Genomic DNA, 18,232 nt, shown 5'->3' with positions numbered 1-18,232 from the left:
AAAAATAAGATGAAAACGATTAACGGTGTTGTACCCGTCATGCTGACCCCTTTTACCGCTGACGACCAGATTGATTATCCGGCGCTGGCGAAGCTGATCGACTGGTATCTGGCAAAAGGCGTGGATGCGCTTTTTGCCGTCTGCCAGTCCAGCGAAATGCAATATCTCAACTTACAGGAGCGTGTCGAGCTGGCGCGTTTCGTGGTGCAACGCGTGGCGGGGCGCATTCCAGTCATTGCCTCGGGCCATATCAGCGATGATCTGGCGGCGCAAAAAGAGGAGTTGCTGGCAATGGCGCAGACCGGCATTGATGCGCTGGTGTTGGTCACTAATCATCTTGATCCGCGTAATGAGGGCAGTGAAGTCTTTTTCGCTACCCTGCAATCGCTGTTGGCGGCTTTACCTTCTTCCATGCCGCTGGGGCTGTATGAGTGCCCGGCGCCGTATCGCCGCCTGCTTAGCGACGACGAGTTCGCCTGGTGCGCCAACAGCGGTCGTTTCGTGGTGCTGAAAGATGTGAGCTGCGATCTGCCTACCGTTGAGCGCCGCGTGCGTCTGGCGCAGGGAACCCCGCTAAAGGTCATCAACGCCAATGCTGCGATCGCCTGGCCGGCGATGCTGGCGGGCGCCGAAGGTTTCAGCGGCGTGTTCACCAACTTCCATCCCGAACTGTATAGCTGGCTGTGGCGGGAAGGCAAAAATCAGCGGGCGCTGGCCGATGAACTGGCGATATTTCTGTCGCTGGGCGCGGTAACCGAAACGCTGGGCTACCCGAAAAACGCCAAAATTTACCATCAGCGCCTCGGGACCTTCGACAGTATCGCCTGCCGGGTTAATAAAGACGATGTGCTGAGCAAATTCTGGGGGCTGACGGTGATCCTCGACCAGATCAGCGCCGGGACTGAACTGTGGCAGCAGCGGATCGCCGGCTAAGGGAGGGATCATTATGATCGTATCGAGTCTGCAGGCGTGGCCTGCGCAACAGGCCGCGTTTCATCCGGCGATCCGCCAGGCGCTGGCGTTTATCGCCAGCCAGGATTTCCAGCGCTTCGCGCCGGGGAAAATCGACCTGATCCCCGGGAAACTTTTCTGCCTGCTGCAGGAGATGGAGAGCGTGCCTTTCGCGCAGGCGCGACCGGAGTCGCATAAGCAGTTTATTGATATTCAGTATCTGATTTCCGGCGAGGAGCGGATGGGTGTCAGCCGCGCAGAAAGCGGCTGTCCTCGCGTTACCGAGGATCGGACGCCGCAGCAGGACATCCTGTTCTGGCACGTCGAAGATGAGGAGACACAGATAACCCTGAAGCCCGGCATGTTCGCTGTTTTCTTTCCCCAGGACATCCATCGCCCCTGCTGCCATCCGCGCGATGGCGAGCGGCAACATATCCGTAAAGCGGTGATGAAAATCGATCGCGCCTTGCTGGAGGAGGGTTTATGAGTTCGCTAAATCAAACGGCGGCTGAAGCGATTGCGGCGCCGAAACTCTCGCGTCGACGTTGGGGCATTATTTTAATCCTGCTGCTGGCCGCGGTGGTCAATTACCTCGATCGCGCCAACCTGAGTATCGCGAACACCACCATCGCCAGGGAGTTTGGCTTCTCTGGTACTGAAATGGGGCTGCTATTGTCAGCGTTTCTCTGGCCCTATGCGCTGGCGAATTTGCCCGCCGGCTGGCTGGTAGACCGTTTCGGCGCGAAGAAAATGTTCAGCGGCGCGCTGGGATTGTGGTCAGCGGTAACGTTCTTAATGGGTTTCGTGAATACCTATAGCTTCTTCTATGGTTTGCGCATGCTGCTGGGCGTGGCGGAGTCACCGTTCTTCACTTCCGGTATCAAGATCACCCAGAGCTGGTTCTCGGAGAAAGAGCGCGGGCTGCCGACATCGATTATCAATACCGGTTCGCAAATCGCCAATGCGATAGCGCCGCCGGTGCTGACTATTTTGCTGTTATGGATCGGCTGGCGCGGCATGTTCATGGTTGTCGGCCTGCTCGGACTGCCATTGTTGCTGGCGTGGCTTAAATTTTATCGCGACCCGGACGCGCGCGAGGCGATGCTGATAAACACCGGCAAAGTCATGCGTCCCGAAGGTGAGCAGCCGAAGGTCAGCTGGGGCGAACTGTTTCGCCGGAAAACCACGTGGTTCATGATTGCCGGTAACTTCTGCATCATGTTTACCATTTGGGTTTATCTGACATGGCTGCCGGGATATCTGGAAACCTCGCTGGGCTTTAGCCTCAAGCAGACCGGTTTTATCGCCTCGATTCCTTTCTTTGCCGGTATTATCGGCGTGCTGTGTGGCGGGATGCTTTCTGACAGACTGGTGCGTAAAGGGATGAACGCCGTTACCGCGCGTAAAGTGCCGATTGTGGCGGGCGCCGCGCTGGCGGCCTGCTTCGTGATGCCGATTCCGTTTGTTGATAATAGCGGCGTTGCGATCGCCCTGCTGACGCTGGGCTACTTCTGTTCACAAATGCCTTCCGGCGTGATCTGGACGTTAGCGACCGATATGGCGCCGAAAGAACAGGTCGCCTCATTGGGGGCTATACAGAACTTTGGCGGCTTTCTCGGCGCGGCGCTGGCGCCGATTATCACCGGCATTATTCTTGATGCTACCGGGCACTTTACCAACGTATTTATTCTCGGTGGAATACTGCTATTTATGGGCGCCTGCTGCTACGGTTTCTTTGTGCGCAAAAATGCCTAATCCCTCTGGTAGCAAAAACGCCTGATTGCTCAGGCGTTTTCTTTATTACGCAAGGTAAAACACGTCACTCAGTTCAGTGCTCAACGGGCTGTTATCCGGATTCGTCGGCATCACCTCGCGCATATAGCACCACCAGCGTTGGCAGACCTCGGTTTCCGCCACCGCATTCCAGCGGGCTTCCGATTCAATTTCCACCGTGGCGAATAGCAGATGGCGCTGTTTGTCGAGGTAGATTGCATAGTGGTGCGCGCCATGCGCTTTCAGCGTCGCTTCCAGTTCCGGCCAGATGGGATTATGACGGCGCCGATACTCCTCGTGGGCGTCGGGATTGACCTGCATTACGAAGGCTTTGCGGATCATAACGCCTCCAGGTACAGCTCGCGTACCTCGTCGCGGCTGGCGCTGCGCGGGTTACAGGGCGCGCAGGGGTCGGCCAGCGCTTTATCCAGCCAGCCTTCGATATCAGCCTTACTCACGCCAAGCTGACTAAAACCTTCAGGAATACCGACTCGTTTGCTCAACGCGCGAATCGCGTTAATCGCCGCCATGCTGGCGGTTTCATCGCTCATGTCGCGCGTATCGACGCCCATCGCCTGGGCGATGCGGGCAAAACGCGCCACCGCGTTCGGGCGGTTAAAGTTTTCGATAATCGGTAGCAGGATGGCATTACAAACGCCGTGCGGCAAATTGTGGGTTGCGCCCGGCTGGTGCGCCAGCGCGTGTACCAGACCAAGACCTGCGCTGTTGAACGCCATCCCTGCCAGATACTGGCCGTATGCCATCTGCTCGCGGGCCTGCAGATTGTGCCCGTCATCGACGGCCAGCGGCAGCCACTGGTGAATTAAGCGAATCGCTTCCAGCGCGTTGGCGTCGGTCAGCGGATGGGCGCCAACGGAGACAAACGCCTCGATAGCGTGGGTTAACGCATCCATACCGGTCGCGGCGGTAACCGACGGCGGAATATCCAGCATGACGCTGGCATCGTCGACGGCAATATCCGGGATGATGTTCGGGTCGATGATGACCTCTTTCACCTGACGTTCGCTATCGATAATCACCGCGTTGCTGGTCATTTCGGCGGCGGTTCCGGCGGTGGTGTTAATTGCCACCAGCGGTACGCCGGCATTTTTCACTTTGCCCACGCCGGAATAGGCCGTCGATGGCGCTGGGTTAGCGCTGAGGATTTTCACCGCCTTAGCGGTATCGATCGGGCTGCCGCCGCCGAAGGCGATAATATAGTCACACTTCGCCGCACGGAATGCGGCGATACCTTGCTGAACCAGCGCTTCGGTTGGGTTCGGAAAGACGTTATCGAACAGATGATAAGACAGTTGATGTGCTTCCAGCGCCTGGAAAAGGCTATCGAGCAGGCCCATTTCCACCAGATGACCGTCGGTGACAATCAGCGCTTTTCCCCATTGCTTGTCCGCCACCAGGTTCACCATATCGCCGATCGCGCCCGCGCCATGCAGGCTGATTTTCGGCAGTGCCAACATAAAGCTCATGATTATTCTCCTTAAAGGGCGCTCGCTTTCTTAGAGCGCCAGCGCGCTGGCCAGCGGCGTGACGCCAAAGCGTTGGCCTAACGCAATCAACTCTTCGCGGCTTATCGTCTGTTTCATGCCACCCATCGAATAGATTTTCACCAATACCTCAGCGGACTTCTCGGCGGTATCGATCAGGCCGAAAGTTTCATCCAGCGTCGGGCCGCTGCCGAAGACGCCGTGGAATGGCCACAGCACCAGAGAATGTTTCTGCATTTCGCCGGCAGTCGCCTGGCCAATCTCGTCGGTACCCGGCACCATCCACGGCAGAATGCCAACGCCGTCCGGGAACACCACCAGGCATTCGGTGCTGCCTTCCCATAGCTTGCGGGTGAACAGATCGCTGTTGTTCTCCAGCACGTAGGTCAGGGCGATCAGGTTGGTGGCATGGCAGTGCATGATCACGCGATCTTTGCCGCCGGTGGCTTTGATGCGCTCGCAGTGCGACAGGAAATGCGCCGGTAGTTCCGACGTCGGCACGGCTTCTTCCGTCAGCCCCCACAGGATGAAGTAGCCCGCGCCGTCGTTGTCCACTTTCACCACCCCGAGATTGGCGGCGGGATCGAGCTGCACGTTACGGAAGAATTTACCGGAACCGGTGACGATAAACGGTTGATTAGCCAGTTCCGGCATCGGCTGGCTTAAGGCGATATAGCGCGGCTGGGGGTGAAAATCGGCTTTGAATGGCGCGATATCCGCTTCATCCAGGCGCAGCGTCAGATTGCCGCCGTTACGTTCGTCCCAGCCTTTAAGCCAGGCGTCGGAGGTGGCTTTGATCATGCCCTGAACGAACCATGAATTGATAATGTTGTGCATAGTCTTGTCTTTCCTGTTGATTCGCAATAGGTGTGATTCCCCGAATAAGCCCTGTGCGGCGCAATCCGGGGAAGTCAGGCATTAGCCGCGCTGGCTCAGCACGTCTTTTTCATAGGTCCGCACGTTTTCCAGCCACTGGCTGCCTGACGGCGTATCGTGACGCTGGCAGTACATTTCCCAGATGGCCTGCCACGGCAGCGATTTCTGCTCTTCGAGCAGCGCCAGGCGGGCGGTGTAATCACCGTCGTTTTCCAACTGGCGCAGCAGCGCCGTCGGCTCCAGCAGCGCGCGCAGCAGGGCTTTTTTCATGTTGCGGGTGCCGATAACCCACGCCGCGATGCGGTTGATGGAGGCATCAAAGAAGTCGAGGCCGATATGCACGCGGTCGAACAGGTTGTGGCGGATAATTTCGCTGGCGATGGCCTGGGTTTCGTCATCCAGCAGCACCACGTGATCGCTGTCCCAGCGTACCGGGCGGCTGACGTGCAGCAGCAGGCGCGGGATATAGAGCATGGCGGCGGAGATTTTGTCGGAGATGACTTCCGTCGGATGGAAGTGGCCGGCATCCAGGCACAATGCGGTTTGACGGCTGGCGGCGTAGCCCATGTAGAATTCATTGGAGCCAACGGTATAGCTTTCGGCGCCGATACCGAACAGTTTGCTCTCAACGGCGTCGATATGGTGCGCCGGATCGAGTTTTTCACTGATGACCTCATCCAGCGCGTTCAGCAGCCGCTGGCGCGGGGCGAAGCGGTCGACGGTAATATCTTTCATGCCGTCCGGCACCCAAATATTCATTACCGATGGCGTCCCAAGCTGCTCGCCGAAATAAGCGGATATGCGGCGGCTGGCTTTGCAGTGATCGATCCAGAACTGACGAATCTCCGGATTGGCGTGCGACAGCGTAAAGCCGTCGGCGCTTAGCGGATGTGAGAAGCAGGAAGGGTTAAAATCGAGCCCCAACTGCTGGCGTTTGGCCCATTCCACCCAGTGCTTAAAGTGTTCCGGCTTGATTTCATTACGTGCTACCGGCGTGGTGGATTCGAGATAAATCGCGTGCAGATTAAGGCGCTTCGGCCCCGGTATCAGGCTTAGCGCCTGTTCGAGATCGGCGCGTAGCTCCTGGGCATTACGCGCTTTGCCGGGATAGTTGCCGGTGGCCTGAATGCCGCCGGTTAAGCTGCCTTCCGGGTTTTCAAAGCCCGCCACGTCATCGCCCTGCCAGCAGTGCATTGATACCGGCAGGCGGTCCAACTGACGCAGAGCTTCTTCGGCATCAACGCCGATGGCGGCATAGCGCTGCTTAGCAATTTCCCAGGCTTGTTCAAGTTGAGTGGTCATGCGCAAAGCTCCTTTGTAGGTTGTGGCTGAAATTGCGCGACGAAGCGGGCAATTTCGCTATCTGAATGTGGGGTGAACGTGGTGAGCGACGCGTTGTCGCCTACCACCTGACGGAATTCATCGACGTTGTGCAGTTCATCCAGCGTCATCAGCTGGATGCCGATATTGCCAAGCGTGGAGGCTTCAATGGGGCCGGCCACCACCGGCAGGCCGCAGGCATCGGCGCATAGCTGGTTAAGCAGCGCGTTCTGGCAGCCGCCGCCGACGATATGCAGCTGGCTGAAAGGGTGGCCGCGGAGTGCCGCCAGTTCGCCCAATACCCGGGCATACAGCAGCGCCAGGCTGTCAAAAATGCAGCGCGCCAGTTCGGCGGGAGTGACCGGGATCGGCTGGGCGGACTCCGCGCAGGCGGCCTGAATTTCGGCGCTCATATTGGCCGGGTTGATAAAGCGATCATTATTGCAATCAATCAGATAACGACAGGCCGGTAGCTGCGATGTGTCGACAATCAGCGCCTGCAGATCGCTAATGTTCTGCTCCTGCAGTACCTGCTGCAGCAGCCACAGGCCCATGATGTTTTTCAGTACCCGATAACGCCCCTCGGCGCCGCCTTCATTGGTGATATTCGCCTTCAGTGCCTGCTGGCTGGTGTAAGGCGTTTTACTTTCAAAGCCCATCAGCGACCAGGTGCCCGATGAGAGATAAGCGGCATTTTTGTCCGCCAGCGGCGAGGCGATCACGGCGCTGGCCGTATCGTGGCTGGCGACGGCGACCACCGGGATGCGGTTACCCTGCGGGCAGATCCAGTGGCCGATAACATTGCCCGGATGCGTCGGCGTACCGAACCAGTCCGGCTGCGCGCCGCTCCAGCGGATCAGCTCGTCATCCCAGTTATCGCTATTGATATTGACCAGTTGCGTGGTGGTGGCGTTGGTATATTCCCAGTTCATCGCGCCGGTCAGGCGGTAGCTGAAGTAGTCTGGGATCAGCAGCGCATGGGCAACCTGTTCCGCCAGCGCCGGCTGCTGGCTGACCAGCGCCCGCAATTGATAAAGGGTGTTAAACGGCAGAAACTGGATGCCGCTGCGGCAGTAGATATTGGCGCGGCCAAGTTGTTCGATTGCCTGCGCCATCAGGCCGTGAGTGCGGCTATCGCGGTAGGAAACTGGCAGGCCGACGCGCTGGCCGCGCTTATCCAGCAAGACGAAATCAACGCCCCAGGTGTCGATACCGATGCTGTCGATCAGGATCCCCTGTTCGCATACTTTCACCAGCCCACAACGAATTTCCGCTTCCAGGCTATCGATATCCCAGCAATCGTAGCCATCGACTTTCTGCAGGCGATTAATGAAACGGTGAACTTCACGCAGTGTCAGCGCGCGCGTCGCGGTGTCATAATTCGCGAGCATGACCCGACCGCTGGAAGCGCCTAAATCAACGGCGACACAATGACGAATACTCATGGCACGACCCTTCTTAAAATCATTACAGGCAGTCTAAAAAAGGCGTCTCTGCGTCACCTTCTCGCTACTGACAGCGAAAGCGGGCGGCTGGCAACACAGCAAAGGTGACCGTGAGAAGCGTCACAGTTTCGTTTTATGGGCGGCGCGAGGCGGGGTGTGATGCTGGCCGCAGTTCCGGATATTTCCGGCTGGTTCTTGAAAAAACGGCAGGCTTTACGCGGTTTGCGGTCAAAAATTGAAGGCCGGATTGCCGGCCCTTAATTACTATTTGCGACGACGGTTGATAATTTTTCTCATTCGTGGAGGCTGCTATGACCGTGTTGCACAGTACGGATTTCTTTAAGGCCGGCGTCTCGGCGGTGGCGATTGAACCGCGGCTTCCTCAAGCGGCTTTTCCTGAGCATCACCATGATTTTCATGAGATTGTTATCGTCGAGCAGGGTACGGGCATTCACGTTTTCAACGGCCAGCCCTATACCATCAGCGGCGGTTCGGTCTGCTTTATTCGCGATCACGATCGTCATCTTTACGAACACACCAATAACCTATGCCTGACCAACGTGCTCTACCGCGCGCCGGATGCTTTTCGTTTTCTGACCGGCGTGAACCAACTGCTGCCGCAGGAGCAGGACGGTAACTATCTTTCACACTGGCGGGTTAACCAGACGGTACTGCAGCAGGTGCGGCAAATCGTCGGCCAGATGGAAAAAGTCGGCCCTGGCGTCGAGCCGCATACCATCGCCAGCCGTGAGATCCTTTTTATGCAGCTACTGGTGCTACTGCACAGCAACAGCCTGGCGGAAGGCGCCGGCAACCACGAGGCGCGGCTGAATCAGCTGATGGCCTGGCTGGAAGACCATTTTGCCGAAGAGATATGCTGGGAGGAGGTAGCGGCGCAGTTTTCGCTCTCTTTACGCACCCTGCATCGCCAGTTAAAGCTGCAAACCGGGCTGACGCCCCAGCGCTACCTCAACCGGGTGCGCCTGATGAAAGCGCGGCACCTGCTGCGCCACAGCGATGATAGCGTGACAGAAATCGCTTATCGCTGCGGTTTTGGCGACAGTAACCATTTTTCGACGCTATTTCGCCGTGAATTCGACTGGTCGCCGCGCGATATTCGCCAGGGGCGCGACGCTATTCTTCAGTAACGCGAGAAGAGTCAACGTATTGCCTCACCAAAATGCGAATAATGGTTGGTTTCCGCGTCGGGAGTGAGAGTTGTGGTAGGTCAGCTGGTGCTTCGCAAAGATGAGTTTTTTGCCTCCCCCTCGCAGGCGGTGGCGGTGGCTGACCGCTACCCGCAAAACGTCTTTGCCGAGCATACCCATGAATTTTGCGAGCTGGTGCTGGTGTGGCGCGGCAACGGTCTGCATATCCTCAACGATCGCCCGTGGCGGATTACCCGCGGCGATCTCTTTTATATTCGCGCGGAAGATAAACACTCTTATGCGTCGGTCAACGACCTGGTGCTGCAGAATATTATTTATTGCCCGGATCGGCTGCGGCTCAATTTTGACTGGGCGGCGCATATTCCGGGATTATTCGGCACGCCGTGGCAGCCGCACTGGCGGATCGGCAGCAGCGGGATGGCGCAGGTCAGGCAGGTGATTAACCAGCTGGAGCACGAAAGCGCGCGGCAGGATGCGCAGGCGGATAGCATGGCGGAGCTGCTGTTCGCCCAACTGGTGTTGACGCTCCAGCGCTATCGCTACGCCACTGATAACCTGGCGGCGACGCAAAGCGAAACACAGCTCGATAAACTGCTAACGGCGCTGGCCGGAAGTCTGAATCGCCCCTTTAATCTGGATAGCTTCTGTCTGCATGAAGGCTGCAGCGAACGCGCGCTACGCCAGCAGTTTCGCCAGCAAACGGGAATGACGATAACTCACTATTTGCGCCAGCTGCGGATCTGCCATGCGCAGTATTTACTGCAGCATACCGAGCGGTTAATCGGCGAGATCGCCATGCAGTGCGGGTTTGAGGACAGTAACTATTTTTCGGTGGTGTTTAATCGGGAAATTGGCATGACGCCGGGACAGTGGCGGCAGCGCAGTCGCGCCGCCGCGTAAGGGGAAATCAGTTAGCCATTCCCAGGCCGACGATATTCGCGGCGATGATAATCACCACGCAGCCGAGGCTGAGCACGCTGACCGGGCGGCGTCCGGCGTTGTTCCACTCTTTCAGCACCAGCCCAACCAGCCCGCCACACAGTACGTAGAAGCTCATATGCAGCATCCAGCTCATGTAGTCATACTGCGCCGGGATACTGGCGTGGCCCCAGGCATAGAAGAAGAACTGCAGATACCACATTAGCCCGCCCAATGCGGAAAGCAGAATGTTGCTGATGATAAGCGGTTTTGCCAGTGAGAAGTCGGCTTTTAGCGACAAATCCTTCACTTTGGCGAGGCGAATAAAACAGAAGCCGAGGTTAACCAGTGCGCCGCCGCCCATGATCACCACGTAGCTTGGCAGCGCGGTATACAGCGGGTCGACGCCCAGCGCCGCGGCGGCTTCATGCATTGGTTTAGCGGCGTTCATCGCAAATGACATGCCGGCGGAGAAAATACCGCACATTACCGCCAGCATCAGCCCTTTTTTCAGGTTGAACTCTTCCGCTTTGATGCCCATTTTGCGCTCTTTAAGCTGGCCGGCGCGGGTGACGATACCCACGCCAATCACCGCCACCAGCACGCCGAGCAGGGTCATTTGTCCACCTTTGGTGTGAATCAACACATCAAAGTGGCCGTTGAGGATCGGCGTCATTAAGGTGCCGACGATAAGCGTAATGCCGATAGCGATACCGATACCCATCGACATCCCCAGATAGCGCATGGTCAGGCCATAGTTGATGTTACCGATGCCCCACATCGCGCCGAACAAAAACACCGGCAGCAGCGTGGAAGCGCTAAACGAGCGGTAGTAGGCCCAGAAATCGGGCAGCAGCATGGCGCTTATCGCCCACGGCAGAATCAGCCAGGAAACAATCCCGCCGATCGACCACATGGTTTCCCACGACCAGTGTTTCACCTTCTTGAAAGGGGCATAAAAACAGGCGGCACTGGCGGCGCCGATTAAATGCCAAAAAATTCCCATCGTAATCGCATGATTCATTGCCTTTACCCTCATCTGTGTTGGGTTGGATAGACTCTCTCCGATGCGATGAGTGTAAAAATTGCGCAGTTTTTACGCCTTTGAGCTGTTGCCACCTCAGACGAAACTCTGGCAATCAGGGGCTTAATGGGTTGTTTTGGCTCACAAACCGGCGTGTATCTATTTTGGGTATAACCTTAGTAAAACTACGGCATTGATAATCATTTTCAATATCATTTAATTAACTATAATGAACCGACTGCTTACGCGGCGTTAACACCCTCTGCCGCCCGATAATAATGGAGATGATTATGAGTTATACACTGCCATCCCTGCCGTACGCTTACGATGCTCTGGAACCGCATTTCGACAAGCAGACGATGGAGATCCATCATACTAAGCATCACCAGACCTACGTTAACAACGCTAACGCAGCGCTGGAAAGCCTGCCGGAATTCGCTAACCTGTCCGCGGAAGAGCTGATCACTAAGCTTGATCAACTGCCGGCTGACAAAAAAACCGTACTGCGTAACAACGCGGGCGGCCACGCTAACCACAGCCTGTTCTGGAAAGGCCTGAAAACCGGCACCACCCTGCAGGGCGACCTGAAAGCCGCTATCGAGCGTGATTTTGGTTCTGTGGACAACTTCAAAGCTGAATTCGAAAAAGCGGCAGCAACCCGCTTTGGTTCCGGCTGGGCGTGGCTGGTGCTGAAAGGCGACAAACTCGCCGTCGTTTCTACCGCTAACCAGGACTCCCCGCTGATGGGCGAAGCCATTTCCGGCGCTTCCGGCTTCCCGATTATCGGCCTGGATGTGTGGGAACACGCTTACTACCTGAAATTCCAGAACCGCCGTCCGGACTACATCAAAGCCTTCTGGGACGTGGTTAACTGGGACGAAGCAGCAGCGCGTTTTGCCGCCAAAAAATAAGGTTGCATTGTGCTAAGAGAGAAGCGAGTCTGATGACTCGCTTTTTTTATATCCGTAGCAAGGAGAGCAGCAATGCATTATCCGGTGAATGTCTTTGTCGGCAAAATCAGGGACTACGACGGTAGCCGCCCCAGCGCAATTGGCAAAATCCAGGTCGATGGCGAATTACAGCTCGGCGATCTCGGGCTGGAAGGGGACGAGCAGGCGGAAAAGAAAATTCACGGCGGGCCGGATCGCGCGCTGTGCCACTATCCCCGCGAGCATTACCTCGACTGGATCCGCGAATTCCCGCAGCAGGCCGATCTGTTCTGCGCCCCCGCATTCGGCGAAAACCTTTCTACTGAAGGGCTAACGGAAAAAAACGTCTATATCGGCGATATCTTTCGTTGGGGCGAGGCGCTGATTCAGGTCACTCAACCGCGCTCTCCCTGCTTCAAACTGAATTACCATTTCGGTATTAGCGATATGGCGCAACTGATGCAAAACAGCAGCAAGGTTGGCTGGCTCTACCGCATTATCGCCGGCGGCCGGGTTTCCAGTGATGCGCCGCTGGAGCTGGTATCGCGTCTGAGCGACGTGAGCGTGCATGAGGCTGGTGCGATTGCCTGGCATATGCCGTTTGATGACGACCAGTATCATCGTCTGCTATCGGCGGCGGGCCTGTCAGTAAGCTGGAGCAGAACCATGCAGAAACGGCGTTTAAGCGGGCAGATCGAGGATAATTCGCGCAGATTATGGGGGAAATAATTCCCCCATATTGAACGTTGCAACCAGTAGCCCGGCTCAGCGTAGCGCAAGCCGGGACAGGGTTAAGTACGCTTATACAGCGGCAGCCAGATTGTTAAACGCAGCCCACCCAGCGGGCTATCGTCGGCTTTAACCCAGCCGCGATGTTGCTGAATCGCCGTTTCGACAATCGCCAGCCCCAGACCGGTGCCGCCGGACTCGCGATCGCGAGCCTCGTCGGTACGATAGAACGGACGGAAAATCTGTTCGCGATCCTCCGGGCTGACGCCCGGGCCGTCATCATCGACGTTGACCGTGATTCCGTCTTTATCCACCGAGAAACTGACGGAAATTTTCGTGTGCGAGTAGCGCAGCGCGTTGCGCACGATATTTTCCAGCGCGCTTTCCAGCGCATTAGGGTTACCGTACAGCGGCCAGGGGCCCGGCGGATACTCAACGGTAAAGGATTTCCCCATCTGCTCGGCTTCAAATGCCGCGTTGTCCAGCACTTCGCCCCACAGCTGATTCGCTTTCACCGTCTCGCTGACCAGCGCGTTTTTCGCCTGATTACGCGACATCACCAGCAGGTCGTTAATCATGCTATCCAGCCGATGCGCTTCGGTTTCGATACGCTCCAGCTCTTTGCTTTCACCGCTGCGGCGGCGCAGCAACGCGGTGCCTAACTGCAGACGGGTTAACGGCGTGCGTAACTCGTGCGAGATATCCGACAGCAGCCGCTGCTGGCTGGTCATCATTCGCTCAAGCGCGGTCACCATCTGGTTGAAGCTGGCCCCGGCGGCCAGAAACTCCTGCGGACCGGCTTCCAGTTCAGGATGCTGCCGCAGGTTACCCTGGGCAACTTCGTCGGCGGCGTTTTTCAGCTTGCGCGCCGGTTTCGCCAGACTCCACGCCAGCCAGAGCAGCAGCGGGGCGCTGACCAGCATCGTCACGATAAGCAGTAATAGCGGGCGGTCAAATAGCAGGTTGATGAAGTCGGATTGTGAAGTACTGGCAGGGCGGATGAGATAAAGTTGATAATTATCTTCACCATCCCTGACGGAAAACGGGCCGACCATCTCCAGGCGTCCGTAACGCTTCTTCTGCGGATGATCGGCATTATCGGCCTGGCCGATAAAGTTACGAATGATCTGCATTTCGTTGCGTTCTGCGCCGATCACGCGGCCTTCGCTGGTGACCAGCAACAGTCGCTGCCCCGGCGGCGCCCACTTATCGATGGCGCGAAACAGGCGTCGCCACCACATCAAGTCGTTCGGCGGGTCGTTCGCCAGTTCGGCCTCGACGTGCTGCTCAATCATGATGCCCTGACGTTGCTCGCTTTCCAGCAGCTCGGTCATCTGGCGCGAGTCCAGCTTGGGCAACATTAGTACCAGCATCAACACCAGCGCCAGCGTGAGCCAGAAGATAGCGAAGATGCGTGCGGTTAAACTTCCAATCATGAAGCAGAAACCATCAGATAGCCGCGTCCGCGCAATGTTTTAAACCACGGATGGCCGTCTTTGCGCTCCGGCAGCTTACGCCGCAGGTTGGAAATATGCATATCGATAGCGCGGTCGAACGGCGTCAGCCGCTTGCCCAGCACTTCCTGGCTTAAGTGTTCACGTGACACCACCTGACCAAGATGCTGCGCCAGCAGATACAGCAGGGTGAACTCGGTGCCGGTCAGCTCCAGCGTTTGCCCATCAAAATTGGCTTCCTGACGACCCGGATTGAGGCTTAACGCATCCACTTCCAGGGTCGGAGAACCGGATTCGGTGGTCTGCTGCTGCTCGCTCCAGTGGGAACGACGCAGAATCGCGCGTATACGGGCCACCAGCTCGCGATCGTTAAACGGCTTAGGCAAATAGTCATCCGCCCCGAGTTCGAGGCCGAGAACGCGATCCAGCTCGCTTCCGCGCGCCGTTAGCATGATAACCGGGGTCTGGTGTGTCTGACGTAATTCTTTAAGCGTGTCGATACCGTTTTTCTTCGGCATCATCACATCAAGCAAAAGGAGATCAATGCTGTCGTCAAGAAGCGCCAGCGCCTGTTCACCGTCATGGGCAACGAGCACATTAAAACCTTCCATATCGAGCAGCTCTTTTAACAGGGAGGTGAGCTCCCGGTCATCATCAACTAACAGGATTTTATTCATTGTTTAAATACCTCCGAGGCAGAAATTACGTCATCAAGGCTCGCTAATCCATGACTTTACGTTGTTTTACACCCCCTGACGCATGTTTGCAGCCTGAATCGTAAACTGTCTCTCGTTGAATCGCGACACAAACGTTTTGGGAGTATGTGATGCGCAATGTTATCGCTGCCGTCATGGCCTCAACGCTGGCGCTAAGTGCTACTAGCCAAGCCGCTGAAGTCGTTACCGGCGTTAACTGGCTCCACGGTGAAGAGGGAGCCCAGCGCAGCGGCCAGAGCCATATGTTTGACGGCATAAGTCTAACCGAACAGCAACGACAGCAGTTACGGGATCTTATGCAACGGGCGCGCCATGACCGGCTCCCTGTTAATGTTAGCGAACTGGAGACAATGCATAGCCTTGTCACCGCAGATAAATTTGATGAAAGCGCTGTGCGCGCTCAGGCAGAAAAGATGGCGCAGGAACAGGTTGCCCGCCAGGTAGAAATGGCGAAAGTCCGCAACCAGATGTACCACCTGCTAACTCCTGAGCAGCAAGCGGTTTTAAATGCTAAGCACCAGCAGCGTATGGATCAGTTGCGTGAGGTTGCAAGGATGCAGAAAGGCTCAGCCATGATGCTTTCCAGTAGTAGCAGTACCGTGCAACCCAAGTAACAAACCCTGTTTTCCTTGCCATAGACACCATCCCTGTCTTCCCCCACATGATGTGGGGGTTTTTTTTGTCTTTTTTTCGCCTCAGCCGCCGCATGCCCTTTCATCTTCCGGGTAAAAGTTCAGGTTATACTAAGCGCATCGCCGGAAAAGGAGCGTTTATGAATCAATCTTATGGGCGGCTGGTGAGTCGCGCGGCTATTTGCGCGACGGCGATGGCCTCCGTGTTACTTTTGATCAAAATTTTTGCGTGGTGGTATACCGGTTCGGTGAGTATTCTGGCGGCGCTGGTGGATTCGCTGGTGGATATTGCCGCCTCGCTGACCAACCTGCTGGTGGTGCGTTACTCGCTACAACCTGCTGATGAAGAACATACTTTTGGCCATGGGAAAGCGGAATCGCTGGCGGCGTTGGCGCAGAGCATGTTTATTTCCGGTTCGGCGTTGTTTCTGTTCCTGACCGGGATCCAGCATTTGATTCGCCCTGAACCGATGCAGGCGGCGGGCGTCGGGATGGTGGTGACGCTGATCGCCTTGATAAGCACCCTGATGCTGGTGACCTTTCAGCGCTGGGTGGTCAGAAAAACCCAGAGCCAGGCCGTGCGTGCGGATATGCTTCATTATCAGTCTGATGTTATGATGAACGGCGCTATTCTTATCGCCCTCGGCCTCTCCTGGTACGGCTGGCACCGCGCCGATGCGCTGTTTGCATTAGGGATTGGCATCTATATTTTATATAGCGCGCTGCGTATGGGTTACGACGCGGTGCAATCGTTATTAGACCGTGCGCTTCCGGATGAGGAACGTCAGGAAATCATCAGTATCGTGAACAGCTGGCCCGGCGTCAGCGGCGCGCACGATCTACGAACGCGGCAGTCAGGGCCGACTCGCTTTATTCAAATACATTTGGAAATGGAAGATAACCTCCCGCTGGTGCAGGCGCACGTAATCGCCGACCAGGTGGAGCAGGCTATTTTGCGCCGTTTCCCGGGATCGGATGTCATCATCCATCAGGATCCCTGTTCTGTGGTGCCGCCGGCGCGGCAGGGCGTTTTTTGAGCTTTCGGTTATAGTCTGTAAACTCGATGTAAAAATGTGGGGCGGGTAGGCATTTTTTGTATAAATTACCGCCATTTGGTCTGACCTGAATCAATTCAGCCAGAAGCGTTTGATATACTATTGCAATTATCGTCGTGCACTCCTGGTATGGGAGCGCTTCAGGCAACAGGATTATTTTTTGCTTCCTAAGTTCAGAGGTAGTCATGATTAAGAAAATCGGTGTGTTGACAAGTGGCGGTGATGCGCCGGGCATGAACGCAGCAATTCGCGGCGTTGTGCGCGCGGCATTAACGGAAGGTCTGGAAGTTTTTGGAATCTATGACGGTTACCTCGGCCTGTATGAAGATCGCATGGTTCAGCTTGACCGTTACAGCGTGTCCGACATGATCAACCGTGGCGGTACCTTCCTCGGCTCCGCTCGTTTCCCGGAATTCCGCGAAGAGCATATTCGCGCTGTCGCCATTGAAAATATGAAAAAGCGCGGCCTGGACGCGCTGGTTGTTATCGGCGGCGACGGTTCCTATATGGGTGCGATGCGTCTGACCGAGATGGGTTTCCCTTGCATCGGCCTGCCGGGCACCATCGATAACGACATCAAAGGTACTGACTACACTATCGGTTTCTTTACCGCGCTGAGCACCGTTGTTGAAGCGATTGACCGCCTGCGTGACACCTCCTCTTCGCACCAGCGTATCTCTGTGGTGGAAGTGATGGGCCGCTACTGTGGCGATCTGACTCTGGCGGCGGCGATTGCCGGCGGCTGTGAGTTCATCATGGTGCCGGAAGTAGAATATACCCGTGACGATCTGGTGGCTGAAATCAAAGCCGGCATCGCGAAAGGTAAGAAACACGCGATCGTGGCCATCACCGAGCACATGTGCGACGTTGACGAACTGGCTAGCTTCATTGAGAAAGAAACGGGCCGTGAAACTCGTGCGACCGTGCTGGGTCACATTCAGCGCGGCGGCTCTCCGGTTCCTTACGACCGTATTCTGGCTTCCCGTATGGGCGCATATGCCATCGAACTGCTGCTGCAGGGCTTTGGCGGCCGCTGTGTTGGTATCCAGAACGAAAAGCTGGTTCACCACGACATCATCGATGCTATCGAAAATATGAAGCGTCCGTTCAAGTCTGACTGGATGGATTGCGCGAAGAAACTGTACTAAGTTTCGCGGCATAACAAAAAGGCCTTCTCAGTGAGAAGGCCTTTTTTATTAGGGCGTTATCGAGCGCGTTATTCGATATCCAGCGCATCCTCGGAAAGGATGATACCGGTATTGTCGGCATACAGATGATCGCCGGAGAAGAAGGTAACGCCGCCGAAGTTGACGCGCACGTCGCTTTCGCCGATACCTTCCCCTGCAGCGGCCACAGGAATGGCGGCTAACGCCTGGATACCGATATCTAAATCTTCCAGGTCGTCAACCTGGCGCACCGCGCCATAGACCACCAGCCCTTCCCATTCGTTCTGTACCGCCAGACGCGCCAGGTCGGCGTCAATTAACGCGCGTCGCACGGAACCGCCGCCGTCGATAAGGAGAATATGACCACGGCCATTCTGCTCGAGCAGATCGTAGAGCAACCCGTTATCCTCGAAACATTTTACCGTAATGATCTGTCCACCAAACGACGACCGCCCTCCAAAGTTGGAAAACAGCGGTTCCACGACATTGACATCTTCCTGGTAGATGTCGCAAAGCTCGGAAGTATCGTATTTCATAGGCTTAACGTTCAGTTGCTGCGAGAATTTTTAG

Annotated in this window: 19 protein-coding genes; 10 read left to right on the top strand and 9 right to left on the bottom strand. The window is 56.3% G+C overall.

What is annotated here, in order from left to right:
- The first annotated feature begins 9 nt into the window (after positions 1-9).
- Genes ABLV08_RS22205 through ABLV08_RS22195 form a run of 3 tightly spaced genes read left to right on the top strand, consistent with a single transcriptional unit; the run spans position 10 to position 2,706 of the window.
- Positions 10-933, top strand: coding sequence for a dihydrodipicolinate synthase family protein (locus ABLV08_RS22205; protein ID WP_020077574.1), 924 nt, complete (start codon positions 10-12; stop codon positions 931-933).
- Positions 934-946: 13 nt separating this feature from the next.
- Positions 947-1,438 (top strand): YhcH/YjgK/YiaL family protein, encoded by a 492-nt coding sequence (locus ABLV08_RS22200; protein ID WP_015703940.1) that lies wholly within the window; start codon positions 947-949, stop codon positions 1,436-1,438.
- A complete protein-coding gene (locus ABLV08_RS22195) occupies positions 1,435-2,706 on the top strand; it encodes an MFS transporter (protein ID WP_015368950.1) in 1,272 nt (423 codons plus the stop codon). The genes ABLV08_RS22200 and ABLV08_RS22195 overlap by 4 nt, the downstream gene beginning before the upstream one ends.
- Before the next feature lie 45 nt (positions 2,707-2,751).
- Here ABLV08_RS22195 and rhaM read toward each other — a convergent pair whose 3' ends face one another.
- The 5 genes from rhaM to rhaB form a co-directional block, all read right to left on the bottom strand.
- Positions 2,752-3,066, bottom strand: a complete 315-nt coding sequence (gene rhaM, locus ABLV08_RS22190; protein WP_142961886.1) for an L-rhamnose mutarotase — start codon at positions 3,064-3,066, stop codon at positions 2,752-2,754.
- Positions 3,063-4,211, bottom strand: a complete 1,149-nt coding sequence (gene fucO / locus ABLV08_RS22185) for a lactaldehyde reductase (protein ID WP_142961887.1) — start codon at positions 4,209-4,211, stop codon at positions 3,063-3,065. Before fucO ends, rhaM begins: the two co-directional genes overlap by 4 nt.
- A gap of 30 nt (positions 4,212-4,241) precedes the next feature.
- Positions 4,242-5,066, bottom strand: coding sequence for a rhamnulose-1-phosphate aldolase (gene rhaD / locus ABLV08_RS22180; RefSeq protein ID WP_047047773.1), 825 nt, complete (start codon positions 5,064-5,066; stop codon positions 4,242-4,244).
- Positions 5,067-5,147: 81 nt separating this feature from the next.
- On the bottom strand, positions 5,148-6,407 hold the full coding sequence (rhaA, locus tag ABLV08_RS22175) for an L-rhamnose isomerase (RefSeq protein WP_015368946.1): 1,260 nt from the start codon (positions 6,405-6,407) through the stop codon (positions 5,148-5,150).
- Positions 6,404-7,870, bottom strand: coding sequence for a rhamnulokinase (gene rhaB, locus ABLV08_RS22170; RefSeq protein ID WP_213198615.1), 1,467 nt, complete (start codon positions 7,868-7,870; stop codon positions 6,404-6,406). Before rhaB ends, rhaA begins: the two co-directional genes overlap by 4 nt.
- Before the next feature lie 311 nt (positions 7,871-8,181).
- On the opposite strand from rhaB, the gene rhaS reads away from it, so the two are divergent.
- Positions 8,182-9,018, top strand: coding sequence for an HTH-type transcriptional activator RhaS (gene rhaS, locus ABLV08_RS22165; RefSeq protein WP_047054458.1), 837 nt, complete (start codon positions 8,182-8,184; stop codon positions 9,016-9,018).
- Between the two features lie 72 nt (positions 9,019-9,090).
- Positions 9,091-9,939 carry an HTH-type transcriptional activator RhaR gene (gene rhaR, locus ABLV08_RS22160; RefSeq protein ID WP_015368942.1) on the top strand — a complete coding sequence of 283 codons (849 nt, stop codon included), beginning with the start codon at positions 9,091-9,093 and terminating at the stop codon, positions 9,937-9,939.
- A 7-nt stretch (positions 9,940-9,946) separates the two neighbouring features.
- Here the strand turns inward: rhaR and rhaT are convergent, their stop codons facing one another.
- Positions 9,947-10,981 carry an L-rhamnose/proton symporter RhaT gene (gene rhaT / locus ABLV08_RS22155; protein WP_032706783.1) on the bottom strand — a complete coding sequence of 345 codons (1,035 nt, stop codon included), beginning with the start codon at positions 10,979-10,981 and terminating at the stop codon, positions 9,947-9,949.
- Positions 10,982-11,271: 290 nt separating this feature from the next.
- On the opposite strand from rhaT, the gene sodA reads away from it, so the two are divergent.
- The gene (gene sodA / locus ABLV08_RS22150; protein ID WP_015368940.1) at positions 11,272-11,892 is read left to right on the top strand and encodes a superoxide dismutase [Mn]; all 621 of its coding nucleotides are present in this window, start codon (positions 11,272-11,274) and stop codon (positions 11,890-11,892) included.
- A 72-nt stretch (positions 11,893-11,964) separates the two neighbouring features.
- Positions 11,965-12,639: a 6-hydroxyaminopurine reductase gene (gene yiiM / locus ABLV08_RS22145; protein WP_047058481.1), complete on the top strand. Its 675-nt coding sequence runs from the start codon at positions 11,965-11,967 to the stop codon at positions 12,637-12,639.
- A 62-nt stretch (positions 12,640-12,701) separates the two neighbouring features.
- On the opposite strand, the gene cpxA is transcribed toward yiiM, so the two are convergent.
- Positions 12,702-14,075 (bottom strand): envelope stress sensor histidine kinase CpxA, encoded by a 1,374-nt coding sequence (gene cpxA / locus ABLV08_RS22140; RefSeq protein ID WP_015368938.1) that lies wholly within the window; start codon positions 14,073-14,075, stop codon positions 12,702-12,704.
- Complete coding sequence (gene cpxR, locus ABLV08_RS22135) at positions 14,072-14,770, bottom strand: envelope stress response regulator transcription factor CpxR (RefSeq protein WP_015368937.1); 699 nt, start codon at positions 14,768-14,770, stop codon at positions 14,072-14,074. The genes cpxA and cpxR overlap by 4 nt, the downstream gene beginning before the upstream one ends.
- Before the next feature lie 149 nt (positions 14,771-14,919).
- Here cpxR and cpxP point away from each other — a divergent pair, with 149 nt between their 5' ends.
- The 3 genes from cpxP (at position 14,920) to pfkA (ending at position 17,644) form a co-directional block, all read left to right on the top strand.
- On the top strand, positions 14,920-15,423 hold the full coding sequence (cpxP, locus tag ABLV08_RS22130; protein WP_015368936.1) for a cell-envelope stress modulator CpxP: 504 nt from the start codon (positions 14,920-14,922) through the stop codon (positions 15,421-15,423).
- Between the two features lie 158 nt (positions 15,424-15,581).
- Complete coding sequence (gene fieF / locus ABLV08_RS22125) at positions 15,582-16,478, top strand: CDF family cation-efflux transporter FieF (protein ID WP_348856259.1); 897 nt, start codon at positions 15,582-15,584, stop codon at positions 16,476-16,478.
- A 203-nt stretch (positions 16,479-16,681) separates the two neighbouring features.
- A complete protein-coding gene (gene pfkA, locus ABLV08_RS22120; RefSeq protein ID WP_015368934.1) occupies positions 16,682-17,644 on the top strand; it encodes a 6-phosphofructokinase in 963 nt (320 codons plus the stop codon).
- Positions 17,645-17,712: 68 nt separating this feature from the next.
- Here the strand turns inward: pfkA and rraA are convergent, their stop codons facing one another.
- Complete coding sequence (rraA, locus tag ABLV08_RS22115) at positions 17,713-18,198, bottom strand: ribonuclease E activity regulator RraA (RefSeq protein ID WP_015703948.1); 486 nt, start codon at positions 18,196-18,198, stop codon at positions 17,713-17,715.
- Between the last annotated feature and the right edge of the window lie 34 nt (positions 18,199-18,232).

This window comes from Klebsiella sp. CN_Kp088 (assembly GCF_040064335.1).
Taxonomy (GTDB): domain Bacteria; phylum Pseudomonadota; class Gammaproteobacteria; order Enterobacterales; family Enterobacteriaceae; genus Klebsiella; species Klebsiella aerogenes.
The sequence above is the reverse complement of the archived record's forward strand: the minus strand, read 5'-3'. Positions and strand labels throughout refer to the sequence as shown.